The sequence below is a fragment of the Prochlorococcus sp. MIT 1306 genome (assembly GCF_047304515.1).
GTDB lineage: Bacteria > Cyanobacteriota > Cyanobacteriia > PCC-6307 > Cyanobiaceae > Prochlorococcus > Prochlorococcus marinus_D.
In genome coordinates, this window is the sequence record NZ_CP138959.1 from 786,938 (window position 1) to 813,773 (window position 26,836).

Below are 26,836 nucleotides of genomic sequence, written 5' to 3' on the forward strand. Positions count from 1 at the left end.
ACGATTTATCAGACAGGAACTCCAGATGTCATGGCCTGGAGCTGACTGGCATTAAGGTCTCCACCTGCATAGATAGCCTCTAGAAATCCATTCGCATAGATTCCAACACCTGAGAAATTACCTGTTGCTGTCGAGAAATTACTCAATGATCCAAAGGATAATTCTGAGGTTGCGACCCCTTGAACAAAGACTTGATCATGAGCATCAAGAGCTTTAATCACATCAACCTTCTCACCATTAGGGCTATTGCTAGCTGAGTCATAGATCCAGTTGTAGGCAAATTGATCACTCTTGAAGTAAAGAGAGTCAACCTGCCCATCTCTCTCACCAGTGAAAGTGTTATGTCCAAAGCCTCCATACAGGCTGTCTCCACCAGTGCCACCTGTTATTAAGTCACGTCCATTCCCTGCGCGAAGCTGATCATCTCCATTGCCTCCGGAAAGTACATCTGCACCTCTAAAGCCAGTTAGAACATCATTGCCATCGCCGCCTTCTAGCAATTCCGCTAGTGCCTTTTCTACAGAACCCTTTAAGTTGTCTGCCATGGCGGTTCCAGATATCCTAAAGCTAACATTTAATTCGTTGTTGACTACATTATTCGTGACTTGATTAATGTCACCAGTCACATTTATGTTGTAAGTTAACGAGTTATCGTTGAAGACAAAAGTGTTCCCGCTGTTGATATTTATATCACTTCCGGATACACTCTGTGAGTCGTTAATTATTCCACCAGAGTTAGCAAATAAATTCTGGATGACCTCCACATTGCTTGGCGCTTTAATAGGCGAGACTGGCTCAGGGCCCCCACCAGTCTTGTATGGAGCACCTTTTAAGGTTGTAGATGTTCGCCCAATTAAGTTTTGTCGTTCCGGATCGGAATAGAAGTCTAAATGCAGCACCTCGTCCGGATCGCCATCAGATTTGGTAGTGAAAAATAACCCCATGTCATTTCTTCTTGAGTCTCTAGCTTTTATGCCTCCGTAAAGGGATCCCTGGAGCATTTGTCCATAAACCCCATAAGACTGGCTAAAAGTGATGAAATCCTCAGGGCTAATCCCTCTTCCATGCCCTTCCCAGTAGAGAGTCTCTCCTGTCTGAAGATTGTGAGAGATCTCAACCTTTAGTGCTCTTTTCTCGTAAGTTTCCACTCCAGAGCCTATTGATACATACCTCAGGCCACCTCTTTGCGTGGGTTGAGATTTTGATTTTTGTATGGAAATTGTCGTCATTTTAATCCTCAGAGTTTTTAGCTAACTGTTTTATCTTGCTTTCTTTTTACAATATTCACATCGCCCATCCGGGTGAAATAGTTCTGGGCCTATTCCCCCATGTGGGGGATGTTAAAAATGACTCTCCAGGGGAAGCTGCGCTTGAAAACTTAGTTCGAGCTGAGCGGTGGATGAATAACAACAGCTAATTAGCTACTTCGATAAATTCAGAGTTGAAATTTTAGAAAAACTAAATTGCGACATCACAACGGAGCTTTTGTCTGACAAACGCAAGCTACGCCTAGTCAACGCTTATCTAGATATCGTTTCAGAGGGCTGAGGCAACTGACCTGGGGGAAAAGCCTTTGAGCGTGCTCACCCCACGATGCAATGTCTGATCGCAAAGACTGCTGCTTGAGTTCGATCACGCACACCGAGCTTGCTGATGATTGTGCTCACATGGCTTTTGACGGTTTCAGTCGAGGGGTAGCCGTACGCTTAAACGGCTGGTGAGATCGATTACTGCAGTTGATGTGGCCTGAAAGGTGCAACCAAAAACATCTCTGTCAATCAGTGACCTTTTAAGCGTTCAATCCCAGTGCAGCGTGCCTTTCGTCTCTCCTTATCGCTTACTGGTGTTGCTGCAGCTCTTGCCTTAGCTAGTTCTCCCATCCAGCCAGTAGCTGCTGAAGAAGACCACGGCAGTGCAGCCGATCTGGGGGTGATGGAGATCTACTTTCTTGACCTTTTTAATGGTGATAAAGGCTGAGAGCCCTCAGCAGCAGAAGAGTCATCATGCCTAGTCCGCTTAGAAACCACGACAAGCGCGTGGCGGAAGGAGTAGGGATCTCTTCACGGAAAACTGAGATCAAAACCCCCCCACCAAGGAAGGCTGTTGCGATAGCAAGAGTGAGATCTGAGATTGGATGAAGTAGAGCTGCATGCGAGAATCCCAAGACAACGGCAGCGGTCCCTAGCCAGCGAAATCTTCGTCGATAGACGCGTGGATGATGGCGAGCCATCGTTCGATCCGCAACAAGTACATGCGCTGAAATCGCGACCGTGAATAGTAGGCCATATAAACGCCCTGTAGTGATAAGTGAAGGGAGGGTGTAGGCATACAAGTAGTTGATCAATGCGAAGGAAAGTCCGTGGATTAATGCAACCATTGAGTTGCTTTTTTTGCTCTGGCTGGAGATGACATCCATACTGAAAAAGAATGTCACTCCCAGAAGTGCGACTAGAAACAACAATGCCTCGATTACGGGTGTCGTTGCAAAAGTCTGCATGCCAGGAGTTGCGGAAAGTGCATTACCACCTATGGCTAGTTCTGGCAGTAGATGTAAGAAGACATAAGCGACCCCAGCTCCACCTCCTAGTGAGGCCCAGCGTTGTTGTTCAGGCTCAGGACGTACTGCAACCACGCCTGCAAGCCAATGGCATCCGGCAATGACACTTACGCAAAAACTAGCAATGATCCAGGTCATAGAAACTTAAGGCAGGAGGGTGGCTTGATGACGCTCTTTATTCGAAACCCTCTGTCTTTATACAGACTGTGCAATTGAATGCACTTGAACCTTCATGTTCATCAACTATGGGCATTGACTGGTTTGCTGAATCTTCCTGAGAAGGGGGTGAACAGAACCGTCCTTTCGGCAAACTTTTAAAGCGAAGCCCTCACTACTTCCAGTGAGCCAACTCATGAATGGAGCTGGTTAGGGACCAGGCAGACCCTGGCGAAGATCGCCTCGGGTCCCCCGAGCTGCTCTTCGCTCATTGACGCAAAAGGTACCAACTAGTTATGAAATAAGTCAACAGCTGCTGAGTCGCTTGATCGAAAGTCTTGCGCTACGGCCTTTGCAGCCACCTCCCCTAGCGCAGCCTTAGCGCAAACCTGTTTTGCTATTCGCTTAGATTCAAGTCGGGGCGACAGGATTCGAACCTGCGACCTAGTGCTCCCAAAGCAATATGTTGCTTCAGTGTTTACGGGTCTTCCTCTAGTCATAGCCTTGTTGTACAAAAGGTTCTGTGTTATCAGATGTCATCAGGTGATCGCCTCTGCTTGACGCTGAGCACACACTCAGCACACAATATGGATAGCAACATGTCTCGCTTCATTGGGACGCATCTCAAACACAGATCCCTGGGTGAAGCCCTTTAGAGAGGCAGTTCGCATCTCGACAGCACCCAACTGGAAGGTGCTGAACCATCGCGGACGTATGCGTCTACAGATCAGTGGCGTTGGTTCAGTGATGCTCCCTTATGACTGGAGCAATCAAGGCTCCGCACATGCCCTGCCACGTATTCAGCAGATCTTTAAACGCTGGAATGGTGGACGTCTCACCCTGGCAGAGGCAGCGCAAAGTGCTGATACAAGCAGCACAAAACAGCAACTAAATTTCAGCGAGCTGATCGAGAGCTACAGGAAGTTCGTCCCCAACGCTGGTGATAAAACCTGGAAGAAGATGTATCTGCCTGTACTGCTCAAATGCCGAGACAAGTTCAATGGAACCCCACCACGTGATGGGGAAGCCCTTTGCATGGCATGCCTCGAGCAATGGGATCAAGGCTCCAGGTCCCGTCAGATCAGCCGTCAAAAGCTCTATGGCTTTCTGACTTGGGCGGTGCAACGAGGTCACCTAAAACCGATCTACTCAGCTCCTGCAACGCTTCCTGAGGTACTGAAGAGCAAGCGCGTTGGTTACGCCATTTCAGACGCAGAGATCCTCAGGTTGCTGGAAGGCACACCTGATCCACGCTGGCAGTTCGCCATTCAACTGTGTGCCGTATACGGACTGCGGCCAGAAGAATTGCGATGGCTACGGATCAAAGGCGGGGCAAAGGGGTCTGAACTATGGACCATCTATCAAAAGTCGATGGGTGGCAGGAAAGGAGACAAGACAGAACCGCGTCGCCTGCTACCGCTACTTGTTCGTGATCTCGATGGTTCTTCCATTGATTGGAAGTTGCAAGCCCGGCTTCAAGTTGGCGAAAAGTTACCCCCACTGCAGAGTGATGGCGATGGAGCACAGGCATTAAGGAACTACCTACGTCGGCGTGAGGTCTGGAGGAGGTTGAAAGCTGAGGCGCTGAACACAGGTGAACAGCTCACGACGTATTCCTTTAGGCATCGCTACGCCAAGGCGTCACATGCAGCGAATCTGCCTGTCGCCAATATCGCTGAAGCCATGGGTCACACAATTGAAGTGCATCTCGGTAGTTACGCCAGGTTCAAAACAGATGCAACGGCAGATCTTTATGCGCAGGTGAATGCGGGCACTGCACAAGTGAACTGAAATTGGATTCAAGCTTTTCGGGGATGCTTTCTCAACCCTCATCAAACGTTGCTTGAGCGCTATCAATGTTCAACGCGTACAGCTAGGTGGTGGGTAAGCATGGTCTAATTGGTCGAAATTATTCCTTAGGAATGGCAATCGAAACCACCGTGTTTGACTTCAAAATCAGTAAAACCTTTGACGAGTGGAGAGCTGTTTACGACAGTGAAGACAACAAAGCAATGTTGAAAGCAGGTGGAATCACATCTCTGTACAGAGGCTTACACAAAGAAGATTCATCAAGAGCGATTGTGATATTCCAAGCAGAGGAGGGAGTTACGATGGGCATGTGGAATGACCCTGAGGCAAAAGTAATGATTGAATCAAGTGGTCATATCTATGACGAAACAGCAATTACTCAATGGATCGATCATTAGGCAACGGCTCAACCAACACCGTTAGAAGGTGGGCTAGCGCTTGATTGATTGTCAATCGTTTGCGGGGCCCGAGAAAGTAGGGCCCCTAAGCCACCTCATCCGGGAATCCCGCCCAGGCCCCCTCGAGCCCAAGGGGGTTGTAGTGACTTTCTTTAGATCTAGATCTAACAGCTTTGTAAGTCATTGGTACTAACCAGACTGTCCTATTCCTCCCGCTGCGTTAGGTAGGGCTTTTAAAGGAGAAACACCTCGCTCTTTATTCATTCCTACAGTTGATCTGACCTAGTGGCTGCAACCAGAAGCATGCCAGAGGTTTACACCTAAAACAAATAGCAGATGAGATGGGATATAGCTTAGAAGTTCATATGTGTCTCTATGCCAGCTTTATGACTCACGATCTGGCTAATGCTTTTGATGCGGTGAATGGCTCGAGTGCTAAGGAGCAGAAAGTGAAGAGATGAAGGCTTAAGACATGAAAGCCCACTACTAAAGACGAAAGATAGCCGACCTAACTTGATCCCAGCAGCACCCAACGGATGCCACGAAGAAGAACGGCACTTGCTATTTCCCTATCGCTGCTGCCATTGGCTCAACCAGTGCTCCTGACACTGGTTGAGTTGTCTGTTGCTGGCGTCCATCAGCAGCCAGCCGGCCTGCTAAATGTGGGTCTTTATTCGACAGCAGCAGCAGCCTCCACACCAGGCCACATTGCTGCGAACTCGGCATCTGACACCACAGGCGTGACCTCGAATTGGATGCCATAGCCCTTAATCCAAGGGGCTAGGTGGGCCCAAACCTTGCCGATGTCGCTAGCTACTGCGATGGCAACCCCACTGCCACTCACGGGTTCGCAGACGCGATATTTCAGCTCAAAGCCCTCGAATTTGTCGCCAGGACCTCCTGCGTTGATGTAGTCCGCAAATCCAGGGCAAGACTCCCAGGCTCCCTCAACAGTGGGGAAAGTCCAGACAATCAGGTAATGCTGCACTGAGTTGAGGTAAAGCATCTTCTGGTTAGCAACGGACCCCTTGTGTGTCTTGGGATAGTCCCGATGTCCTGAAAATCGGAGATTTCAGCCAGGAGGAGTGCTCTGCTTACCAGCGGGTCTGGCACTGCTCACCAGTCGTTTGAGCAAGTGACTCCCCCAATGGCATTTGGGTGCAGCTTTGCTGTGATGGCGATAACGCTGGCAGAAACGCTCATAGCGCCTGGCTCAAGAATTCAGAGTGGCCGAGAGCTTTAAAAAGGCAGGGCTCCATTCACTGATGCCGTCTGCCTTCAATCTGCTGTAGTGGCCATAATTGGAAGAGGGGTCATCAAAGCCTTTCCTTGCACCAGCCGCTTTTGGGTTGGCATGGATAGTTCTGTGCGTATTCAACATTCGCCGGTGATCTTTTGGGTGGATCGGTAAGGCAACAACTTCTTAGGTCTTAACTATAGAGGGCTTGAAATTTCTTTAATTGAAGCTAGTGTAATTTTCAATTAAAATGGCTCATTGCGTGAAGACTGTTCTTGAGGTTGGAGAAAAGCTTGTCAAGAAATCGCCGGCAAACCATCAAAGAGGTATTGAGACTGTTGGAGGGATGCTTTACCTGACCACAGCAAGATTGATTTTTGAGTCACATGCGCTCAACATTCAAGCAGGGGTAACCACCGTCTCAATTTCTGAAATCAATAGGCTAAGAAAGGATTGGACAAAATTCTTAGGCGTTCTCCCTATCTTTCCCAACACGCTTGCCGTGACTTCTAGTTCAGGTCATGAAGATAAATTCATTCTGTTTAGAAGAACTCCTTGGATCAAACAAATCAATAAATTAAAAGAGGGACAGAACTAAGGCCCCTAACTATTTCCTCACTCCTAACCCACATAACTTGTCGAATTGAGCTACAGCGCTCACAACAGCACCGGGGTTGTTCTGCTTTAAAGCAACCCTTACGCTTTCCATCAGTAGATGAATAGCTTGAGCAACAAGTTCTGTTCTTTGGATATTTGCCTGATCGATGTCCTCATGGATCAAGGCATATCCCTGTTGAACAGTCCTTTGAGAGGTGCGCAGCGGAGATAGCCAAATACGCCGCCACTAACGATTAGGGCGGTGATGGACCTACCAGTTTCGCGCTGAAATCCTCTTCACTGCCAACCAATAGCGCAACAGGCTGAGCCAAGCCTTCACATACCAAAACCCAGTCATGGAAGCGCAACTTGCCTGATTGATCGACGCAGGTAATTGGCAGGGCCCCCGCTACTTCTTTGCCCTTGTTTCAAGCATTAATCACAGGCGCATAAGAAATGGGCACCCTCATCGAGTAGCGCCAAACGGCAAACTGTGTGAGGAGTGTCTCTGTTCTATTCTACTCCTCGGTCAGTAAAACCCAGAATAAATAATGAGTAAAATCTCTCATCTCGACCAAGCAAAGGGTTAGCTATTAAAGAAGTGCTTCGCTTTTCAGGGCATGGACACACCTGCTGTGATTGTCATGGGGATCAGTTTTGTGCTTGCACTAGTGGGGCTGCGAGAGCTGCTTAAGGAACTGAAGCCCGCAAAGCCTCAAAAAGTTCACTGATGCCGATGTCCACTGGAAGAGGACATTGCTAGCCACTGTGTGGGAAAAGCGGAAAAGAGCAATTCTTCCTACTGAAACCTTGTACCTGCTTGCTTAGACCTAGAGCAGGAGTCCGAGGACGTCGAAAACCTGTCCAGGACTTGAGGGCATCCGACGCGGGTGCCCTTCTTCATGTCAGTTGTTTGTTCTACTTGCAGAGAAAAGGCATTTGTTATTGATGCTTGTGAACCAACTCACTCTTGGCATTGAGCCAGAGCACTGCGTTTTTAAAGAGGTTGAGTGAATCTATGGATAGCGGTGAAGGATGAGCTGAACGAAATGCCTTGACTCCATTCACCTCAATCACATAGCCCCACCCAGGAGTAAAGGCCTTTATGAACCACTCAGCTATTGGGGAAGACTTCGAGGGGGAAGTGTTGCTCATGGAGTCTTGAGATCGGAAGTGGTTAAGAGCGATTTGACTTAATCCTTGCCAGAGCAGTAGGTCTCGATTCGCGAGGCATTGATCTCTGGCGTTGCCTCCAGTTGGCATGTCTGATCGCGTTGCCACTCCTGCAAGGCGATCACATCCCACAGCAAGGTGCCGTGGATGTTTCCAGTGGAATTGCGTTTGTCACCGATTTTTGAAGTGGGTTCAATAAGGGATCGGTTCCAAACTCGTCTGGGGGCTATATGAACTGGATTACTTCGGAGATGCTGAGGTGTCCTCGGGAATAGAGGAAGTCTCCTTTGAAGTAATTACGGACGGTGAGGGCGACGTCTGTTTTGACGGTTGGTAAAAGGTCCGCCATGTTGAGGCTGCCGAGCAGCGAGTTGGGGGCTTGAGCCAAGCGCTTCTGGACATCGTTTCCGTGGCGGCTTGTGGAACCATCGAGGAATTTTCCAGTTTTCTTTGTCAATCCCGGACACTTTTTTTGTCTTATTTAGCCAGCAACTCGAAGTGCCTTGGATCTGTCACCGATTTTGGAATGGGTTTTATAGGAACCCAAAAAAGCCCTGGCGTGGGGCCTGCAGATCTCCGCTTTTTTAAAATTAGTCAGACCAACAATCGGCGCAGCTTGTAGTCATCAATCTCGCCAGCCATAAAATTGAAGGCGTTTTCACCATGAACAAAATCAAAGGCTGACTTGTAGACGTGACCCTTTTGGACCATCACCGCAATGGTGATGCCGATGGATGGCTTGGGTTCTGGTTAATTTCGCTTCCTTAGCAAAGGCTAAGGACTGACCCTGAAGTTCCTGGAGTGTCAGGGGAGGGTCGCGATCTGCCCTCTTGTGCGCATCAGGACTCCAAGGGTGAGCGGTTTCAGCCATTGCGGGTCGTGGTGTCACACCTTGCCCCTTGTGTTCAGAGCTACATTTGATACATCAAGGGGTGACGCAGTGTTGAGGAATTGGGTGGGGCTTGAGAAGGCCTCGCATGGCACGATCGAGAGCGCACGCTCTCAGGTCGATTCACTAGATGACATTGAGGAGATGCGAGTTCTGCTCAAGAATGTCATTTCGGCTCACGACACGCTCAAGCAAAGGCTGGAAGACAAGCTCACCAACATGACCAACTACATGGCCCTGTCCAAAAAAGGCCAATAAAAAGCCCCCCGGAGGAGGCCCTGTCCTTTCGACACACGCTCTAGCAACATCCATCACTGTTAAGGGATGAGTGCTTGTACCTGTTCTGCTTCTAAGGGAGGTTTTTTGGAGAAGTCGCACAGAGCTACGACACTCCTCACACAGCGTGGTTGGGCGGTACTCGCTGGGGCCGCCCTTTTCTTACGCGCTTGTGATCCGCCATGGGCCTTCGAGGCCGCCCATCAAAATCAGCCGGCCTGGCTTTTATGACACATCGGTATGTGATCAAAGCTGTCCTTAGGCGTGTCAACATCAGGGAGTTACTGGATCAAGGCCCTGAGGGCGGGGCCTTCTTTCATGCCAGGAAGTCTTCTCGCAGTCGCTAAGCCCCGGTGTATTTCTGCCTGCTAAGCATGATGATGCGTGCCAATAGAGAGCTGGAATTGACAGAACCTGACCCGGCAGTTTTAGACGCCCTTGTCACTAAGGCTTTAGAGCTTTCGGCAAGTGCAGGCGGGGAGTTGGAGCGCAGCTGCTGGATGGTGGTTCATGAGCATGCTCACGGAGTAAAGCCAACGGAGTACGACATCCGAGAAATTGACGAGCAGCTTTATCTGAAGGTTCTGGAGACCAGCCGATCCAGATCAGTTTGCTGAGATAGAGAGGTCGAATAACCTGCCGTAGCTTCTTAGAAATCAGGCTAGGAGCTAAGCAGTGCCGCAACTCGCCGCTCATCGAAGAGAACTCCACACCAGGAGTTGCCCCTCCTTTCTGCCAGCACTCCACAGCAGTTACAGCTGAACGCATTGCAGGTGAACTTGGCGTTCCCTATTCGGCTTTGGCTCATCTGTTAAGAGTTGGCCATGCCGCACCCCTCACGATTAAGGGCCTTTGCCAGCACCTATGTCCTATTAAGCCCCATTGCCAAGGGGTGCTCCTCTTCCACGCCCCTGACGTTTCTCAACAAAGGCGTTAGGACAAGGCAAGCCGCCTCAAAACCTATGCCACCTGAACTATTGAGGCTCTATCTATTTGAGATTGGGATCGTTGTTATTGGTGCTGCTGCCTTCTTTGCCTGGCGTTTTGGAGGGAACGGTGACGACGGCTGATTGACTGCTCAACCTCACAGTGTTCAGCTCGAAAGACCAACTCGGCCTCATGGGTTCGATGTAACTGGGTAAGTGTTCGAACTGCTTCTCCGCCCCTAAAAGAGCTAGGACAACAGGAGACACATCGAAAACTATGGAAGACACCGCTGTTCAAGCAGGCGACAATTTGCGCTATCTGCTGGTTGCACTCGGTGTTATTGGTGGTGGTGGTCTAGCTGTCTGGCTTCAAAGGGACAAGAAAGCCGACAAGAAACCGAAGCAAAAACAATTTGTTCCCAAGAACAAGAAAGGGTTTCAGTGATTGACTGCCCAAAACAAGTGATGAGATCACACCAAGTGCCAGGGGTTTTCTTTTGGACGTTCAATCAGCCCACGTCGCTGTGCACCTATAGCGCGTGCTCATGGCAACAGCAATTGTTATGCAGGACATATCAGTGACAGTTTTGCCTTGAGGGACTTTTCGCTGCGCCTGCGCCTGTGCCATCTCCTCCGATTCACCATCAGCCGTCGCCTCTCCTGCCCGAACGGAACCAGGCCAGGAAGCCAGCAGCACCAATAGCAACGATCCCACCGAATAGATAAAGCAATTCTTTCTGAACAAGGTTGTCCTCCATAGGTTCTGACCAGTCTCTTCTTGTCCTAGCTCATTTGTTGAGAAACGTCAGGGATGTAGAAGCGCAGAGCATCTTTGACGCTGGGGTCAGCGGTACATAGATACTGACACGTAGGTCTCGACGCTGAGGCAGGTCAGGAATGGCAAGACGCAATGTTTATCTGACCCAAAGGGTTATTGGTCTCTGTGTTTTAAAGATGTTCTCGGCTGTAGCTACTTAGACCGCCCCATCGAAGTGATCAAAGGCCGCCAGATGATGGGCGAGCTCGCCTTACTGAAAACCAGATCGATGAACCCAGGCCTGGATGACACAAGGGAGCGATTGAAAAGACTGCAAGAAGAGGGTTGGATGGCCACGGCATCCCACTAGTGGTATGGGTCGTGTCACCCTCCTGGTAATGGCCTCCAATCATCTGAGACCTGTGAAGGGCTATGCGCGAAGGTCTTCTCCAGATCCCTTTTGAATGAATCATCCCGACTGATTGGGCTGTGATCGCGACCTGATTCAGTGTCTAGGCTGATTTCCTGTGAAAGCCTGACCTCCTTTGTTGCTCTGAACCATCCCAGTTCTTTGGCGATCCCAAAAAACGGCCAGATAGCGAAATAGAGGCAAATGATCGCAAGGCCTACATATCCACCGTTCAATTCCATACCGGAGAACTGACAAACGTTTGCTGTATTCAGCATGGCCACAAGAGGCACGAACAGGAAGCGAACAGTACAAAGAGCAAAGAAACGGCTCGAAGCTCCTCTTGCTGAAGAGGAGAACAACAGCGAGTCGAAGAGGTAAGCGTTGAATCTTGGTTAAGCGAAGACGCTGTGGTTAGTGCTTTAGGAGACGATCGATTTTAATTCGCGAAAACCGTACCAGAGACGTTCACGACGGGATGTCTATCGCCAACCGGCCCTGGTTCTCACGACCCTTTTGTTCGGTCGCACCATCCAGCTGCATCAAAATGTAGGGGTCTTGAGGAGATCAATCATGTATTCACTATTCGATTCAGTCTTTGACGTTCCATTCGGCTACAGCATCGCTCGTGATCGCGTTGTTGTGATCCCTGATTCGGAGTACAACAAGCTGCGTGCCCAAGAAAACGAGCGCCAAGTTGCCAGACTTGAAGCTCGTAAAGAGCATCACTCGCAAGTAATTGAGCTCCTTAATGAGCAGATCGGCGAACTCCAAGCTGCACTACCAGCAAATGAGTCAGACAAAGAGTTAGCGGCCACAAAAGAGTGACCGCTAGCGGCAGCTGGAGTGGGACCCATCTGCCGTCGTTTGCTGGGATACAACAGCACGTTCTACGGGGCCTGCGGGCCCCTTTCTCTTGTCTGAGCTAGTAGTTTCTGGCAAGTGACAGTAAGGGGTTATTGGATAGGAGTGAAGATTGGGGGCGTCGTTAAAAAGGTAATGCCTACCCGAATCCCCCATCCAGATTTGGGGATTCTTTTTTATGTTCTTAGCAGCAAAAAATGCTTGTGCGATCCAGTCCCTGAGTGGTGCGAAAGGGTAGTGCGGGGGTGTTTAGAGACAGTTGATCGAAAGGAGTAATTCTGCCTGCTGACGTCTTATTCCTGCTTGCGTAGACCTAGATCCGGAGACCGAGGACGTAGAACCCCTGAAAACCTGTCCTGGAATTGAGGGCATCCGATGCGGGTGCCCTTCTTCATGTCAGTTGTTTGTGTTACTTGTAGAGAAAACGCATCTGTTCTTGATGCTTGTGCTCAAACTCATTTCTGGCATTGAGCCAGGTCACTGAGTTTTTACAGAGGTTGAGTGAATCTATGGATAGCGGTGAAGGATTAAGACAAAAAGTCGCCACCGCTCTAGGGGGAGAAAGTAAATAAGTAAAAGCCCCGCAGTATGGCGGAGCTTTTTGTTGATTCACTGCTATGACATGTTCAGAGATCAACAATCGATGTTAGAAGAGCAACTAAATGTATTCATTGCCAAGGCTCAAGCAGACGCCTCATTGCAGGAACAACTCAAAGCAGAAGGCACTGACCCTGTTGCTATTGCCAAAGCTGCTGGCTTCTCGATCACCACAGAAGATTACAAAGAGCATCGCTAAACCCTGTCTGATAATGAGCTGGAGGGTGTGGCTGGTGGCGGCGATCAGACCAGCTTAAATTTGGGGCCGTTTTGCACAGATTCAGCCGTCAGCTTTTGCGTTTGCGTTGGTAGCGATTAAATACAGAGACGTAACATCTGCCTAATAACAGCACAGCCTACCCATCAAAGCCATTGCATTGGCATGGGCTTTTTATTTCTTAAAACACCTCACTATTAGCTTAAAACGACATCCGATACCTGGCACGATTGAGATCATTCGCTGTCTTACTTTGGTCACTTTAGAGCTAGCCAATAAACTCCAGACACTTGAGGCCCAGCAAAGCAAAGCTCTTCAATTCTTATCTCTACCGATACATCTATCTCCTCAAAGCAACCAGTAAAGACTTCGCTCTTTATCGCCATCTCTAATTCCATTTGTTTTTCTAAATCTCACCGCAACCTGATGCCAATCCTTAGGAATCTGATTGAGGCGAATATCCCAAGCCATGGCAATCGATATTATTTATTTGCATCCAACTTGGTTGTAAAATAGAATTGATTAACCACAAGCATTATGAATTATAGACCTTGGCTTTTGATAAAGCAACGGAAGGTAAGGTTGATTCTTGGTTGAAGCACTCTCTTTCGTCTCGGTAACGCATGTAGCCATTCTTTTTGACATTGAGGGTGCATGATCAACAGATCGCCTCCCTGCAAATGAAGCACTTCCCGCAACGGTTGATGGCGATGCTTTAAACAGAAATCCCTTGTTGCTCCCAGTGACAAGGAAGCGATCTGTGTGTTTGGTTCAATCTCAGCTTCATCATCCGCATGCCAACCCATGCTGTCGTTGCCATTGCGATAGAGATTCAGTAAACAACCGTTGAAGTTTTCCTTGCAGGCCGTATTCACTCGCCTGAGCAAGGGATAGAGCCAATCAGGCAATCCTTCGCCGCGATGGTTTACACCGCTGTAGTGATAGTTGACCCCCTCCGCTGCCATGAATGCCGTCAGTCGTGGGACAACGTGATGACGTCCGTAGACTCGAACAACCGGTTGCTCCCAAGCCACACCGTCTTGTAGTCGATGCAGCCAGGATCGAGCATCAGCGCAGTTCAACCAATTGACCATCCACGTCCAAGGGCGAGCTTCTGCCCAACCGTGTCTTTGTGATGGCTGTGCCATAGAGCTCCTAGCCAACATTATTGAACAGAACCATGTTGGCTTTATAGATGGCGGAGAGTAGTCATAGATGCCAGTGTTGAGTCATAGCTGAAACACTCCGCGGGTGACCACGACCAAGCAAAACCAACCCGCTTTGATTCAGGCATTAATGAAGCCAGAGGCTTATCCACATCCGGTGAAGGTTGTGGAGCTTGTCGAAACCCACATTTCCTGGGTGCTTCTGACCGGTTCCTATGTCTACAAGCTCAAAAAAGCTGTGCATTTGGACTTTCTAGACGCCACCACGCTGAAGCAACGCCTTCATTTTTGCCAAGAGGAGCTGCGCCTAAATCGTCGCTTGGCCCCAGACCTTTATCTAGGTGTGACCAGGATTCTCGAATCAGTTGATGGCGCCAAAGTTCTCGATGAAAACTTTGAATCGAATGATCCATCCACAAACGGTGTGGTTGAGGTTGCTGTGAAGATGCGTCAGTTCCCTGCCTCTCGTCTTCTCAGTGTTTATCTGAGTGATGGGGTTTTGAAGACTGAATCCCTAAAAAGGCTTGCTTTCGAACTTGCAGAGTTTCATCTCAGTGTCAAAACGGCCGTTGCAGATGGTGATTTTGGTGGGTTTGATGCGGTAATCAATCCTGTTCATGCCAATTTGCGTGTATTGGATCAGTTGAAACTTCCTGAGCCATTAGAGCTTTGGCTTGAGCAGCATCGAGCTTGGATTAAGAGGATTCAGCCAGAACTGGCTTTTCGTTTTAAACAACGACTCAACGCAGGAGCCATACGCGAATGCCATGGCGATCTTCATGTCGGCAATATTTATCTAAACAATGATGACCGCCTGGAAGTCTTCGATGCCATTGATTTTAATCCAAGTCTTCGTTGGATCGATCCGATTAGTGAAATGGCATTTCTAGTGATGGATTTTGAGGTACACGATCATCAGGGTGATGCCATGGTGATACTCAACGAATGGCTTGAGCAGACAGGCGATTACAAGGCTCTTGACCTTTGGCCTTGGTATTCGGCTTACCGAGCGCTTGTGCGCGCCAAGGTGAGTGGCCTGCAATGGCAACAACTCACCTCCCAGAGTCAACATGACTCTGTTGATCAGCAACACCTTCAACGGCTGCTTAAGGATCTCAACCTCTACATTCAGCGGGCAAGAGAGGTCCAGCAAACAAAATCAGCCGGTATTGTGCTGATGCATGGACTCAGCGGTAGTGGTAAATCCTTCTTAAGTGAGCAGCTCTATCAGCAGTTGCCAGCAGTACGCTTGCGTTCAGATGTTGAACGTCAGCGTGCTTTCGGTCGCCGACCACTGCACAAGCTGCTTGGCTTTGAGAAAGGATCGATGACAAGTGGTGGAATTACACCACTTTTTCAAGGAGATCCTTATCGACCTGAGGTCACCCAGTGGTTGTTTGATCAATGCCTACCGGCATTGACTCAAAGTTGCTTGAGCAGTGGTTACACCACAATTGTTGATGCCACCTTCTTACGCGAACGAGAACGACAGCGAATGTTTGTATTAGCGCGTCAACAAGGATGCCCGATTGCCATCGTGGCCTGTGAATGTAGTGATTTCACAGCTCAGCAGCATATCGCTACAAGGATGGGGATTGGAACAGACCCCTCTGAGGCAGATTTAAGCGTGCGTGAACTGCAGAAAGCGTGGATTGAACCTCTAACAACCTATGAGCAAGACTTCACGGTTAGGTTTACGGAAAAAACTCCGATCAGCATTGGCCTAGAACGTTTGCGTGTTTTGTTGAATCCTTAGTGCATCCGATACACTTTGCTTTTGCAATAGAGTATGACTTTGGTTCTCTTGTGGGGACAAATGGTGAAGAATCTTTGGCTATAGATTTCTGCTTTTGTATTTCTCTACGACCAAGACAGGAAATCTAACCAAAATATAATTTACAGCTTACCTTTTGCTCATTGACCATTAAGATTGAGTAATCTTCTCAGGGTCTAAGTTTCACAACTAACAAAAACTTGCCGCTATTCTGTTGATCTTCCCTGTTGTTCTGTTTTGCAAAAATGAAGGCTTAAGGTATTTCGCATATCGTTCATAATAACGGCATTTTATTTCATGTATGTTTGTTCTTGATATTCACATTTAGAAACATCTATGACTGTGCTTTTCCTTGCCTTAATCAACGCTTAGATTTTTCTGAGAATCATCTGAATCATAGATAAACCCTTCACTTGTAGGGTTTTTTTGCGCTGTATTCAAGACAAGAATTCTTGCGTAGGCGGATTTACTTCAATGGCTTTTCAACTTGGTGGTCAGACCTATGCGGTTAACGCCTCAGGGGCGGACATCACGGGCTTCGATCCATCTCGTGATCGTCTTGATTTTGGCGACATTTCCGTACATGGACTAATCCTTGGCAAGCTTGTCGATGGCACCGCGGTGCTTGTTAATCCTTGGCAAGATAGTGATTATCAAAGGATTCTTGATCACAACGGCAACGGAATTAGCTGGAACCAGCTAACGCTTGAAAATTTCGCCCCGGTTGGTAATGAACACTTGCGGGAGGATATCGGCGGTGTGATGTCCTGGGAGTTGGGTATCGGTCCGCGCAATGCAGACACGGTCTACATACGTTCCCATGAATATGGCGTCCATGAGCGGCTCGAGAACTTTGATCCCCAGACCCAGAAGCTGAACTTTCTATATCTAGGCACACGTGAGCGCTTGTCATTGACCGACACCGACGAGGGCCTACTGATTTCAGTGGATCCCTCATCACAGAGCTTGCTGTTGGTGGGAGTGAAGCGTACTGATTTGTATGCAGGCAACCTGGAGTTCCATTTTGACCAGGTAATGGAAGACAACCTCGAGGAACCCTTTGGGGTTGCTGAGGTTGCCGTCAGCCTGGTTAGTCGGGAGTTATTGCTGACACCGCAGTCAATTGGAGGTGCAACGACCGATGGCTACCAGGTGCGTTCTGGCCAGTTGGTTCAGGCGGCTGAAACGCTAACCATCAACGAGGTTGACCACAGCATGCATCACAGCCCACATCACAACGCCTTGGATCACAGCGCCATTGGCTCTGATATGTCTACTGGTGATGCTGTGTTGGCCAGCAATGGTTCGCTGTCGCTTGAGGTGAGTGGTTACCTGTATTGGGGAGGCATGAGTGGAAAGCTAACGCTCACAAATTGCGGCAATACAGATCTAGATGGCTGGTCGGTGTCCTTCGTGACTCCGCATACAAACTTCCAGAGCTGGGCCGGGGATGCTCAGATTGAGTCGTTGGCGGATGGTACCAACCGGATCACATTGACACCTGCGTCCTGGAACAAGAGCATCGCAATTGGCCAGAATATCGAGGTGAGTTTCAACGCTCAGAGCGTAGGTCTGCCAAATAGTGGCAGTTTGAACAGCGAACTGTTCTTTGCTGACGGTCAGACACAGATGCCATCAGGAGGCATCACTGTTGAGGCGGAACCTATGCAGCCTCAGGAGTCTGAGACGTCTAGTACCCCGACGACCACTGATTTTGAGCCTGAGACGGGGACCAACGACGACGCGCATCTATTGGAGGTGTCTTCTATGGCCATCGCAAATGGGTCTAAGCGGATCGTGGGCTATTTCGAAGAGTGGGGTATCTACTCCCGCGACTTTTTGGTGCAAGACATCAATGTCGAAGACTTGACCCACATCAACTACTCCTTTTTCGATGTTAAGGCCAATGGAGATGTCAACCTTTTTGATTCTTGGGCTGCCACCGATAAGCGTTACAGCGCCGAGGAGCAAGTTAGCCGTACCTTTAGTGCCGACGAGTGGGCCGCCCTGGACGATTCACGTCGCTCCAGCTATACGTCTGGTTCTGAATTTACGACTCGCACCAATGGGAATGGAAGCGTGAGCGTGAGTGGTGTACCAGTGGGCTGGGACGTTAACGGTGAGCTTGCAGGCAACCTGCGTCAGTTTGCCCTTTTGAAGCAACTGAATCCCGACATCAATCTTGGCCTTGCCCTTGGTGGTTGGACCTTGTCCGACGAGTTCAGCCTTGCCTTTGATGATGTGGCCGGCCGTGAGCGGTTTACTGACAACGTCATTTCAACACTCGAGACTTACGACTTTTTCAATACCGTTGATTTCGACTGGGAGTATCCAGGAGGTGGTGGTCTTAGCGGTAATGCTTCCAGTGATCAGGACGGCGCCAACTTCGCGGCGACGCTGAAGGTTTTGCGTCAGAAGATGGATCTCCTCGAGACTCGCACCGGCGAGGACTACGAGATCTCAATTGCTACCGCGGGAGGTCAAGAGAAGCTGGCTAATCTCAATCTGCCGGCAATTGATGCTTACGTCGATTTTTATAATGTGATGACCTACGACTTCCATGGCGGCTGGGAGTCTGTTACAGGACACCAGGCTGCGATGACGGCTGATGCTGGTGGTTATGACGTCGTGACTGCCATTCAGCAGTTCAGGAATGCTGGAATTGCCCCCGAGAAGGTGGTATTGGGAGCACCGACTTATACGAGGGCATGGGGTGGCGTCGACAGTGGTGAAAAGCTGGGTTATGGCGAGCTGGGCTCTGCAAACTCTGCTCCCGGTTCTTATGAGGCTGGCAATTATGACCAGAAGGATCTCGTTACTGGCATCAATAATGGCTCCTATGACCTTGCCTGGGACGACGATTCCAAGGCTGCCTATCTCTACAACGACCAGGAGCAGATCTGGAGTTCGATCGAGACACCAAGCACAATTGCAGGTAAAGCTGCTTACGTCGATGCCGCTGAGCTGGGCGGAATGATGTTCTGGGCATTATCCAGCGATAGTTCTGGCGAGCAGAGCTTGATTGGTGCTGCGTCCGATCTTCTTCGTGGCGGGGTCTCTCCTGATCTGGTTATTGCACGTAGCCCTGGTTTCGATGTTGTGTTCGGTGGTGATGGGCAGTTCAACATCAGCGACTTCACCACTCTTGCCTGATTGCCGATTTGATGGGCTCTATCGACAGACCCTCTTTTTACATCTTTAGATAGAGTCGGAAGGGTTTCACGATGGTCTGAATGATGAACTGCCTTTTAAGCAAGTAAGGCGATGATTTTTTGATCACCGCCTTGGAGACATTAATACAATTGTTATCTTCCAAGACCAAGCTGACGTTCTTGATGAGGTTGGTACGTCATCAAATTTCTATTTTTTCGTAGCTATTCAGAAGAATGATTAGCAACAGTAAGCACTGATGGGATTCCTTTTGTAGAGAATTAGCGAATGTTCTAGCTCTACCTAATCATAGCAATGGTCGATGCTGGTTTTGGTTGTATTTTTCAATGAGATGCTTATGAAGCTGATGGATTAGACTCTATAGCAATATTAATTATTTAATTTTTTACTGTAGATAACTTTTAAAGTAATTACTAGAGTCGGATGCGAATGCCGGTATCTACACTCTGTTGTAAATGGTCCCCAGTTTTAGGATTGTCGCTCCATGCATCGATAGTATTACCTCCGCTAATCCATGCAATTCGGTAACCCAAGTAAAAACTTGTATCCTTGGAAAGCTCATTGGAAATTCCAGTCTTGCCTTGGCCAGCAAAGGTTGTTCCTGAAGCGCATCCTTTGTGAGCACCACTCATAACATTGTATTCACTGAAGGTAAACCCTAATCCTCCACGGATATAAGGAGTAAACTTAGAATTTGTTTTAATATCCTTGATTACATTGGGTTGCAATAAATTAGTGGCGATTTGGTCTCCGTCATTCCAATTTTTTCTTCCTGATATTTTGAATTTGTTCGTAGCTGTTGGGTAAAGGCCTAAATATTCACCTTCGAGACGTCATTCACCCGGGAAGATATAACCGATAGCAATATTTGGACCTATTGTTTTATTGATTTATAAGATTCGTCTGATATCCAAGGAGCCGAGTCGTTGGTACTCTCAAGAGACATATTGCTAGTTAAGCCTATAGATAGTCCTAACGAAGTGTAGAAACCGCTGTTTTCAGCATTACGCTCTCTGCTTGATTCAGTCAGATTCTTTTGCTCGTATTGCTCATTGATAGGCTTTGACATGACTGGTCCAGGCATAATCAATGCCGAAAAGATCAGGCAAGTAGCAAATCTTTCTTTCATCATTGGGTGACTCATGGTGAATGGCCTTATTTTAATACTGCTTTAGCAGACTGTAGTCTTATAGGCAAAAAAACTATTTTCATGTCTGCCATGTTTCTTGATTGCAACAAATGGATTTGCCTTGGTTGTATTTATAAGTCAAGAAAGTCTGCGAGGCATGAGGAAGATCCCCTATATGTCGTGCTTTTGACGATCCATTGATAGAGACTTCTTGAATCTTTTGGTTATTGTTTTTTCTATATGTCGTCACTCTGACAACATTTCAGCCAAGCAAGCTTACTCTTTGATAGCAGAACCATAGCCAGTGCTGAAACAGTAGATTTCGATGTGATCGCCATAGAGTTAAAGGGTTGTCTGGATTAAAGTTTTCAGGAGGCTGAACATCACCTCGCGCTTGATCACGTTCCATCTCTGTTAACAGGCGGCCTGCGTTGTACTCCGGATGGCCAAGATGCACCAGTTGGCGTTGATCGGTGGTTTCAAAGATCGTGTATCCAACCTTCTCACCATGTGCCAGTAAACGTAGACGCCCCTGTCGTTGTGCAGCTTCCATTGCGCCATCAGGTAACTCCGCATGGCGACTCTGCGGACACACAAATCGATCGTCTTGAGTGCCCATCAGGGCATGGCCGGGGACCAAGCTGCGCATTGGGAACACCCCGAATAACTTTTTGCTAAATGACTTTTTATCGACACCTTCGAGATAGGCCATGGCAAAACCAGCCCAGCACAAGCCAAGCGTGCTTGCACAGTTCTGCCGTGCCTCTTCGATGATTTTCACTAGCTCTGGCCAGTAGTTCACCTCCTCAAATGGAAGATGCTCAACTGGTGCTCCAGTGATGATCAAACCATCAATAGGACTAGGCTCCATCGCTTCCTCCCAGCTCACATAGAGATTGTCGAGATGAGCAAGGTCCCATGTTTTATAGCTATGGCTACGAAGCCTTATCCAAATTGGTTCGATCTGTAGTGGGGAAAGCCCTAGGGGATGCAGCAGATTGAATTCATACTGCTTGCCCAGGGGCATGATGTTGAGGATTCCGATTCTTAATGGCCGGATGTCCTGACGTTCTGCAAGTTCCGGCTCTATCCATGAGATCCGGTTCTTCTCCACCGCGGCGATCTTGTGATAACTGCGTGGCAGGATCAGCGCCATCTATGCCTCCAGTCTCAGCTGATGACCGCTAGGGCCTGTTCAAAATCAGCCTTGATGTCTTCGATGTGTTCAAGGCCAACAGATACCCTAACCATTGTGGGAGTGACTCCTGCAGATTCCTGCTCTTGAGCAGAAAGTTGTTGATGCGTGGTGGATGCAGGATGAATCACCAAGGTCTTGGCATCACCAACATTGGCGAGATGGCTAGCTAATTCAAGACCATTGATGAAGCTCACAGCATCATCAAAGCCTCCTTTAAGGGAGAACATCAGCATGCATCCCATGCCTCGATTCGTTAGGTATGTTTTGGCTTGTGCGTGGTATGGGTCATTTTTCAGGCCGGGATAGTTGACACTGGCAACCTTGGGATGATCCTGCAGCCATGTAGCAAGAGCCATGGCATTGGATGCATGGCGCTCCACTCGCAAACTCAGTGTTTCGAGCCCTTGCAAAAGTAGGAATGAATTGAATGGACTAAGAGCTGCACCCCAGTCGCGCAGTCCCTCAACTCGAGCTCGCAGTGCAAAGGCCACATTGCGATTGCTTGGAACGCCGAGCATGGAGCAGATGTCGCTGCCGAAGCCGAAAGCATCCCAGTGCACCAGACCGTGATATGCCGCGCTTGGCTCACTCATCAGTGGGAACTTGCCATTGCCCCAGTTAAAGGTGCCAGCATCCACAAGCACTCCACCAAGGCTGGTGCCATGGCCTCCAATCCATTTGGTCGCACTTTCCACCACCACATCAGCGCCATGCTCTATGGGCCGAAGCAAAGCACCAGCTGCTCCAAGGGTGTTGTCAACAATTAAGGGGATTCCCATGTCTTTTGCTAAGCATGAAAGGCTTTTAAAGTCAGGGATATTGAAGCGAGGGTTCCCCATCGACTCCACATAAATTGCTTTTGTGTTGGCATCGATTTGTGTGGCAAAGCTATCAACATCATCACCATCCGCAAACTTCACATCAATGCCAAGGCGGGGAAACTGCACCTTGAATTGATTGTAGGTTCCTCCATACAAGAAGGATGTTGAGACAAGATTGTCACCAGCCTGCATGCAGTTTGTAATTGCCAGGAACTGGGCGGATTGTCCGGAAGCTGTCGCTACAGCAGCAATCCCTCCCTCAAGAGCCGCAACACGCTTTTCAAACACATCCGTCGTGGGGTTCATCAGACGGGTGTAAATGTTGCCGAATTCTTTAAGACCAAACAGGTTGGCACCATGTTCAGCGTCATTAAAGACATACGAACTGGTTTGATAAATGGGTACAGCTCGTGAGTTCGTGACAGGATCAGCTACCTGGCCGGCATGAAGCTGTAGGGTTTCGAAGCGATGTGAAGTCAACTACATCTAAACAGGAAGGTCCCTTCTTTCTAGCAACTTCGTCTCAGGCGCGGTTCCAGTCGTCAGGTAGATCAGCTTTATCTGTCTTTGCTAAGGATGGCAGTGTTTCGCGAATCAAGGGAACCAATTCGGCCCTCACTTCCTGGCGGAATCCTTCGACCACAGAGGCATTGAGTATGGGATAGGTCTGATCAGCTGCAGTGTCTTCTTCTCTTAATTGGCGCCATTTTGTCGGCTCTTGAGCTTTGAGAGCGTTGAGGGGGGCCTGGAAATCAAAACTCACCACAAGGCCCTGCTCATCAGCAAGCTTGGATGCACGGTTAGCAATCGATTCACGTACAGCATCGAACTTCTTGGCCTTGAGGGTGTCTGGCAGGCCGAGAACAGGTTCGTAATAGTCGAGAGCTCGCAATTCTTCTTCCAGCAGGATCGGCCATGCGCCACGAGCGTTCTCTTCAAGTGCGAGAGCTAACTCTGCTTCATTCATGGCCTGGAGATAGAAGTTGAGCCTGCGGTAATAAGACTTGTCCTCAGTGGCTTTTTTGGCTGCAGCCTTGCCAGTGACGATTGCTGGCAGAGCGGCTTCAGCCTTTCTTAGGAACTGGCGGTCCTCTCGCTCCAAGTTCATTGCACCCCAACGCTGCCGGTAGTCCCATAGCTCCGCATAGCGGGCTACGTCCTCGCTGGACCAGCCAAGTTCTTTGAGCTCATCAGCTCGGTGAGTGGATTCCTTGGCCACGCGAGGGTTTCATGTAATGGACGGCAGCGTAAGCGGCGGCGGGCTGATCAGTGCCATCGAGCCTTTGTTGGTTCGTTCCGGTAGCGTCATCTTTGCCTTTGAGTTGGTTGTCATGGGGAAACGCCACCTCGCTCTAATGCTTATCAGCGCTGGGGTTTTAAGCCTCATGGGTAGCTTGGCTTTGAAGTCACTCAGTACCACGAATGTTTTTGTGGCGGAACGCCAATCCGCACCAAAAAGTCCGATTCTGCCAAGCGATGCCGATCGGCCAAGTATGGCTGATGGGCGTCATTACCCCATCGTTCCAGATGATCCGATCAAGCTTGCGGATCTTCTTCAAGAAGTAGAAGAAGCGCTGCTTCAACCATCAACACCTGAAGAAGAGCTACCAAGCCTTGGCCATCAACAACAGATCATCTACCGGGTGTTATCTAAGGATCTACCCACTTCTAATAAGGTGCTGGCTCACTTGCCGAGCCGTTGGCGTCATGTGGCTGAACGGCATTTAGCCGCAAGGCGTGAGTTTCTTGCGATGCATAGGAGATCCTTTACTCCTCGCTTAATGCCGGCCTGGAGAATCATTCCGCCCGAGCCTGCAGAGAAGTTATTGAGCTATTACCGCAAAGCAGAACGTTCAACGGGTATCGATTGGGAAGTTTTGGCAGCGGTGAACCTTGTTGAAACAGGAATGGGCCGCATTGATGGGGTCTCTGTAGCTAATGCGCAAGGACCGATGCAGTTCTTGCCAACAACTTGGCAAGAGAATGGTATTGGAGAAGGTGACATCCGTGACCCCCATGACGCGATTCAGGCAGCCGCTCGCTATCTAGTACGCCGCGGCGGGCTGCAAGATATCCGTAAAGGGTTGTGGGGATATAACAATAGCGACCATTACGGAAGGGCCGTGCTCGAATACACAGCCTTATTGAAGGAAGATCCGCGCGCATTCACTGGCCTTTATCATTGGGAAATTCACTTTGACATTGATGCTGGGGATTTATGGCTGCCTGTTGGTTATAATCAAAACAAGCCAATTCCTGTGCCTACCTATTTAAGGAAGTTTCCAGCAAGTAGTCCAAGATAACCGCTTTGATCAATTTAGAATGGTCAGGATGATGATCAATTGCTAACACAGTATGAATTGGCCCATAAATAGTCAATAGCTTTTAATCCCCGTACGTTGAGCATAGCTATAACTGCTAGCAACCTAAAGTTATTTGGTTTAACCACCTGTTGATAATGAGATGTCTTTTATAGGCAGTTCTTGAATTCTGTAGATCAATCAATTTAGGATACTTGCTCGTTACCGCGAATCTTATTGGCTTGATCTGGAACTAGTGGATTGCAGTTAATACCTCTCCTTCAATGAAGATTAACTATAAATTAGAAGTTAGAGTCTTGCGGCTCTTTCCCGTAAGTTTTTTGACCCTAATATTAAAACACTCAATACAACCAGTGCCGCGATGATGTTGTAGACGATCAAAAAGATAGGAAAGGTTAGCTCTAAGCTATTGGTGCAGAGAAGTATCGCTATAATCAGTAGTTGGAATCCCAAGCCAAAGATAGAGATTAAGCTCATAATCCAGTTTGGGATTGGGCGAGATCTTGAGTTGGTTATTTGATTGCCCTTGAACATTGTGTCGATAATCCAGTCCTGCCACCCGTAGAAAATTAGATATAGCTTATGAAGAATAAATAACACTCTTGGATTTTCTTGAGGGTAAGGAATTGGAGATGTCACTTCGGATATACGGCTTGTTTTATCTCCGGACGCCTGATGCCTTTTGATCACATAAAAATAATTAAATATGGTCCCTTGCAATTGAAATGAGATCCAGGTCAGCGCAATTATCCCAACAGGTACCATCAGCGGGATGCCAATCGCAAACAACACAAGCCCGTTCAGAATTAAATCATTTATTGAGTCCAAGTATCTACCAGTATGTGATGGTCTATTTCTTGCACGTGCCATTTCACCATCTGCAGCATCAAGCAAGCTTTTTAATATCAGTAGTGATCCTGCAAGTGTAAGTGCATAACGATTATAAATTAGCAGTACACTAACTAGGCCTACTGCGGTAAATAGCCATGTCAATGTGATAGCGCCAATCGATGTGGGTAGCAGTCGTTTTACCAGCCATATTGCCCCTGGACGTGCATAATCTGACAGGTCCCAAAACTTATGTTCAGGGGGAAGTTTTGGCATTATAGTAGTGTTATTGTTGGCTTAGTAGAAATCGCAATAATTTTACGATCAAAACTTGTCAATCGTTGAATTTGGATTTGAGATACATTCTGCATGTTGTCGCTTCTACTTTTTGATAATTCAGGGCCTATGTATACACTTAATTAGGTCCTCTTGAACAAAGCTTAGCATTGTGATACCGAGGCAGGTGGTAGCTCAGTAGGTAGTCCTATCAGCTCGGCGCTCACTTCCCACAGCGACTTGGCCAGATTGTTGTCCTGTGCTTCCTTGCTTATACTTGCCTCTTCAAAACGGTGCTGCCCTGGACCGTCAAGACGATTGCTTCGATAGCTAAATGGAGATGTGTTTAACGATTGCTCTGTCGCAAGTCTCGATAGTAGAGACCCCGCATTCTCTGCTGATTCGCTAATGCGCAACACATCTCGCACCACTAGTGAAAAGACCCGCTGACCCCATTCGTTGTAGCGCCGACTGTAGCGAAAGAAGCCTCCTGAGCTGCGAGGTATCACTAGCCCTGGTGCCCAGGCCAGCACTGGCATCTGTATGGAACGCAAACTCAGGCGTCTTGCCAATTCCCGAGCGAACAGTACATTGCAAAGCTTGCTGTCTTTGTAGGCCTTGTCTGCATTAAAGCTTGAACTGCCATCAATCATCTCAAAGCCCGCTCCGGTTTTGAGACCCGTCAAATCACCTAAGCCAGCAGGCTTGCCAAAGCGTCCGCCAGGAGAATTGGAGTCATGCACCTCGGAAGCTGTTACCACCACACGTGGGCTCATCCCTGCATCTAACAGCGGTAATAGGCGGATGCTCAAGGCCTGATGACCAAGATGATTCACCGCGATGGTGAGTTCGTAGCCCTGAGATGAGAGCTGCGCTTTTGCTGCACCAGTGTATTGAAGGCCAGCATTGAGGATCAAGGTATCGATTGGCTGGCCGATGCTCAATAGCTCATCAGCACAATGTTTGATGCTTTCCAAATCAGCCAAGTCCATGACTGGAGCTGAAACTGGGCTCCTCTCTTGCTGATGTTGAACTGTCTCTTCTGAGAGCTTTTTAAGCGTTGCCGTGGCTGTAGAACGATCTCGACAAGGCAGAATGAGCTGATGCCCAGCACGATGCATTCGAACTGCAGCTTGATAGCCGATTCCAGAACTTGCTCCTGTGAGCAGGATTCGACGGCTGTGGACTGTTGACGAGGGGGCTTTGGTCATGGTTTGCACCCTATGCAGAAGATGGTGCTGGGTGCCTCGCTCTAGGGGATGACCTTCAACGCTGCTACACGCTGAATTG

28 protein-coding genes and 3 pseudogenes are annotated in these 26,836 nt (G+C 48.6%); 14 read left to right on the plus strand and 17 right to left on the minus strand.

The window, feature by feature from the left end:
* Positions 1 to 8: 8 nt before the first annotated feature.
* Both SIB74_RS04245 and SIB74_RS04250 read right to left on the minus strand, forming a co-directional pair.
* Positions 9 to 1,229 (minus strand): calcium-binding protein, encoded by a 1,221-nt coding sequence (locus tag SIB74_RS04245; protein WP_063395196.1) that lies wholly within the window; start codon positions 1,227 to 1,229, stop codon positions 9 to 11.
* A 354-nt stretch (positions 1,230 to 1,583) separates the two neighbouring features.
* Positions 1,584 to 1,697: pseudogene (locus SIB74_RS04250) on the minus strand (LuxR C-terminal-related transcriptional regulator); the annotation flags it as partial.
* Between the two features lie 109 nt (positions 1,698 to 1,806).
* Here SIB74_RS04250 and SIB74_RS04255 point away from each other — a divergent pair.
* Complete coding sequence (locus SIB74_RS04255) at positions 1,807 to 1,977, plus strand: hypothetical protein (RefSeq protein WP_369818005.1); 171 nt, start codon at positions 1,807 to 1,809, stop codon at positions 1,975 to 1,977.
* On the opposite strand, the gene SIB74_RS04260 is transcribed toward SIB74_RS04255, so the two are convergent.
* Entirely contained in the window at positions 1,958 to 2,695 is a 738-nt protein-coding gene (locus SIB74_RS04260) for a hypothetical protein (protein WP_063395195.1), read from the minus strand. The genes SIB74_RS04255 and SIB74_RS04260 overlap by 20 nt on opposite strands.
* A 630-nt stretch (positions 2,696 to 3,325) precedes the next feature.
* Between SIB74_RS04260 and SIB74_RS04265 the strand changes: the two genes are divergently transcribed.
* Both SIB74_RS04265 and SIB74_RS04270 read left to right on the plus strand, forming a co-directional pair.
* The gene (locus SIB74_RS04265) at positions 3,326 to 4,504 is read left to right on the plus strand and encodes a hypothetical protein (RefSeq protein ID WP_063395194.1); all 1,179 of its coding nucleotides are present in this window, start codon (positions 3,326 to 3,328) and stop codon (positions 4,502 to 4,504) included.
* A 131-nt stretch (positions 4,505 to 4,635) separates the two neighbouring features.
* Positions 4,636 to 4,920 (plus strand): DUF3764 family protein, encoded by a 285-nt coding sequence (locus tag SIB74_RS04270; RefSeq protein ID WP_063395208.1) that lies wholly within the window; start codon positions 4,636 to 4,638, stop codon positions 4,918 to 4,920.
* Between the two features lie 670 nt (positions 4,921 to 5,590).
* Here SIB74_RS04270 and SIB74_RS04275 read toward each other — a convergent pair.
* Both SIB74_RS04275 and SIB74_RS04280 read right to left on the minus strand, forming a co-directional pair.
* A complete protein-coding gene (locus SIB74_RS04275; RefSeq protein WP_231905995.1) occupies positions 5,591 to 5,926 on the minus strand; it encodes a DUF3303 domain-containing protein in 336 nt (111 codons plus the stop codon).
* Positions 5,927 to 5,992: 66 nt separating this feature from the next.
* Positions 5,993 to 6,334, minus strand: a pseudogene (locus tag SIB74_RS04280) (hypothetical protein); the annotation flags it as partial.
* A gap of 85 nt (positions 6,335 to 6,419) precedes the next feature.
* On the opposite strand from SIB74_RS04280, the gene SIB74_RS04285 reads away from it, so the two are divergent.
* Positions 6,420 to 6,755: a GRAM domain-containing protein gene (locus tag SIB74_RS04285; RefSeq protein WP_413681781.1), complete on the plus strand. Its 336-nt coding sequence runs from the start codon at positions 6,420 to 6,422 to the stop codon at positions 6,753 to 6,755.
* A gap of 941 nt (positions 6,756 to 7,696) precedes the next feature.
* On the opposite strand, the gene SIB74_RS04290 is transcribed toward SIB74_RS04285, so the two are convergent.
* From SIB74_RS04290 to SIB74_RS04300, 3 genes are all read right to left on the minus strand, one after another.
* Positions 7,697 to 7,909 carry a hypothetical protein gene (locus SIB74_RS04290; RefSeq protein WP_413681782.1) on the minus strand — a complete coding sequence of 71 codons (213 nt, stop codon included), beginning with the start codon at positions 7,907 to 7,909 and terminating at the stop codon, positions 7,697 to 7,699.
* Between the two features lie 244 nt (positions 7,910 to 8,153).
* Complete coding sequence (locus tag SIB74_RS04295; RefSeq protein ID WP_063395191.1) at positions 8,154 to 8,384, minus strand: hypothetical protein; 231 nt, start codon at positions 8,382 to 8,384, stop codon at positions 8,154 to 8,156.
* 216 nt (positions 8,385 to 8,600) lie between these two features.
* On the minus strand, positions 8,601 to 8,798 hold the full coding sequence (locus tag SIB74_RS04300) for a hypothetical protein (protein ID WP_156486040.1): 198 nt from the start codon (positions 8,796 to 8,798) through the stop codon (positions 8,601 to 8,603).
* Positions 8,799 to 8,828: 30 nt separating this feature from the next.
* Here SIB74_RS04300 and SIB74_RS04305 point away from each other — a divergent pair, with 30 nt between their 5' ends.
* From SIB74_RS04305 to SIB74_RS04315, 3 genes are all read left to right on the plus strand, one after another.
* Complete coding sequence (locus SIB74_RS04305) at positions 8,829 to 9,074, plus strand: hypothetical protein (protein WP_231905994.1); 246 nt, start codon at positions 8,829 to 8,831, stop codon at positions 9,072 to 9,074.
* A gap of 200 nt (positions 9,075 to 9,274) precedes the next feature.
* Positions 9,275 to 9,439, plus strand: a complete 165-nt coding sequence (locus SIB74_RS04310) for a hypothetical protein (RefSeq protein ID WP_413681783.1) — start codon at positions 9,275 to 9,277, stop codon at positions 9,437 to 9,439.
* A 27-nt stretch (positions 9,440 to 9,466) separates the two neighbouring features.
* Complete coding sequence (locus SIB74_RS04315; RefSeq protein ID WP_011825930.1) at positions 9,467 to 9,709, plus strand: hypothetical protein; 243 nt, start codon at positions 9,467 to 9,469, stop codon at positions 9,707 to 9,709.
* Between the two features lie 372 nt (positions 9,710 to 10,081).
* On the opposite strand, the gene SIB74_RS04320 is transcribed toward SIB74_RS04315, so the two are convergent.
* On the minus strand, positions 10,082 to 10,306 hold the full coding sequence (locus SIB74_RS04320) for a hypothetical protein (protein WP_156486038.1): 225 nt from the start codon (positions 10,304 to 10,306) through the stop codon (positions 10,082 to 10,084).
* Between SIB74_RS04320 and SIB74_RS04325 the strand changes: the two genes are divergently transcribed.
* Both SIB74_RS04325 and SIB74_RS04330 read left to right on the plus strand, forming a co-directional pair.
* Complete coding sequence (locus tag SIB74_RS04325) at positions 10,296 to 10,463, plus strand: hypothetical protein (RefSeq protein ID WP_156486037.1); 168 nt, start codon at positions 10,296 to 10,298, stop codon at positions 10,461 to 10,463. The genes SIB74_RS04320 and SIB74_RS04325 overlap by 11 nt on opposite strands.
* 436 nt (positions 10,464 to 10,899) lie before the next feature.
* Positions 10,900 to 11,145 carry a DUF1651 domain-containing protein gene (locus SIB74_RS04330; protein WP_074159108.1) on the plus strand — a complete coding sequence of 82 codons (246 nt, stop codon included), beginning with the start codon at positions 10,900 to 10,902 and terminating at the stop codon, positions 11,143 to 11,145.
* Between the two features lie 14 nt (positions 11,146 to 11,159).
* On the opposite strand, the gene SIB74_RS04335 is transcribed toward SIB74_RS04330, so the two are convergent.
* A complete protein-coding gene (locus SIB74_RS04335; protein WP_063395188.1) occupies positions 11,160 to 11,546 on the minus strand; it encodes a hypothetical protein in 387 nt (128 codons plus the stop codon).
* A 211-nt stretch (positions 11,547 to 11,757) separates the two neighbouring features.
* On the opposite strand from SIB74_RS04335, the gene SIB74_RS04340 reads away from it, so the two are divergent.
* Together SIB74_RS04340 and SIB74_RS04345 are read left to right on the plus strand one after the other, a co-directional pair.
* Entirely contained in the window at positions 11,758 to 12,012 is a 255-nt protein-coding gene (locus SIB74_RS04340; protein WP_063395187.1) for a hypothetical protein, read from the plus strand.
* Positions 12,013 to 12,691: 679 nt separating this feature from the next.
* Positions 12,692 to 12,841 (plus strand): annotated as a pseudogene (locus SIB74_RS04345) (Nif11-like leader peptide family RiPP precursor); the annotation flags it as partial.
* A gap of 563 nt (positions 12,842 to 13,404) precedes the next feature.
* Here SIB74_RS04345 and SIB74_RS04350 read toward each other — a convergent pair.
* Positions 13,405 to 14,010 carry an alpha-ketoglutarate-dependent dioxygenase AlkB family protein gene (locus SIB74_RS04350; RefSeq protein WP_063395186.1) on the minus strand — a complete coding sequence of 202 codons (606 nt, stop codon included), beginning with the start codon at positions 14,008 to 14,010 and terminating at the stop codon, positions 13,405 to 13,407.
* Positions 14,011 to 14,113: 103 nt separating this feature from the next.
* Here SIB74_RS04350 and SIB74_RS04355 point away from each other — a divergent pair, with 103 nt between their 5' ends.
* Together SIB74_RS04355 and SIB74_RS04360 are read left to right on the plus strand one after the other, a co-directional pair.
* Positions 14,114 to 15,784, plus strand: coding sequence for a bifunctional aminoglycoside phosphotransferase/ATP-binding protein (locus SIB74_RS04355; RefSeq protein WP_231905992.1), 1,671 nt, complete (start codon positions 14,114 to 14,116; stop codon positions 15,782 to 15,784).
* Positions 15,785 to 16,276: 492 nt separating this feature from the next.
* Positions 16,277 to 18,955, plus strand: a complete 2,679-nt coding sequence (locus SIB74_RS04360; protein ID WP_063395185.1) for a glycosyl hydrolase family 18 protein — start codon at positions 16,277 to 16,279, stop codon at positions 18,953 to 18,955.
* A gap of 431 nt (positions 18,956 to 19,386) precedes the next feature.
* On the opposite strand, the gene SIB74_RS04365 is transcribed toward SIB74_RS04360, so the two are convergent.
* The 4 genes from SIB74_RS04365 to SIB74_RS04380 all read right to left on the minus strand — a co-directional run bounded on the left by SIB74_RS04365 (position 19,387) and on the right by SIB74_RS04380 (position 23,340).
* Entirely contained in the window at positions 19,387 to 19,701 is a 315-nt protein-coding gene (locus tag SIB74_RS04365; protein WP_156486036.1) for a hypothetical protein, read from the minus strand.
* Between the two features lie 663 nt (positions 19,702 to 20,364).
* Complete coding sequence (locus SIB74_RS04370; RefSeq protein ID WP_063395183.1) at positions 20,365 to 21,258, minus strand: homoserine O-succinyltransferase; 894 nt, start codon at positions 21,256 to 21,258, stop codon at positions 20,365 to 20,367.
* 14 nt (positions 21,259 to 21,272) lie between these two features.
* A complete protein-coding gene (locus SIB74_RS04375) occupies positions 21,273 to 22,601 on the minus strand; it encodes an O-acetylhomoserine aminocarboxypropyltransferase/cysteine synthase family protein (RefSeq protein ID WP_063395182.1) in 1,329 nt (442 codons plus the stop codon).
* 43 nt (positions 22,602 to 22,644) lie between these two features.
* Positions 22,645 to 23,340, minus strand: a complete 696-nt coding sequence (locus SIB74_RS04380) for a hypothetical protein (RefSeq protein WP_063395181.1) — start codon at positions 23,338 to 23,340, stop codon at positions 22,645 to 22,647.
* 16 nt (positions 23,341 to 23,356) lie between these two features.
* On the opposite strand from SIB74_RS04380, the gene SIB74_RS04385 reads away from it, so the two are divergent.
* Positions 23,357 to 24,424, plus strand: coding sequence for a lytic transglycosylase domain-containing protein (locus tag SIB74_RS04385; RefSeq protein ID WP_063395180.1), 1,068 nt, complete (start codon positions 23,357 to 23,359; stop codon positions 24,422 to 24,424).
* 306 nt (positions 24,425 to 24,730) lie between these two features.
* Here the strand turns inward: SIB74_RS04385 and SIB74_RS04390 are convergent, their stop codons facing one another.
* Positions 24,731 to 25,546, minus strand: coding sequence for a CDP-alcohol phosphatidyltransferase family protein (locus SIB74_RS04390; RefSeq protein WP_063395179.1), 816 nt, complete (start codon positions 25,544 to 25,546; stop codon positions 24,731 to 24,733).
* A 164-nt stretch (positions 25,547 to 25,710) separates the two neighbouring features.
* Complete coding sequence (locus SIB74_RS04395; protein ID WP_063395178.1) at positions 25,711 to 26,757, minus strand: SDR family NAD(P)-dependent oxidoreductase; 1,047 nt, start codon at positions 26,755 to 26,757, stop codon at positions 25,711 to 25,713.
* Positions 26,758 to 26,836 lie beyond the last annotated feature (79 nt).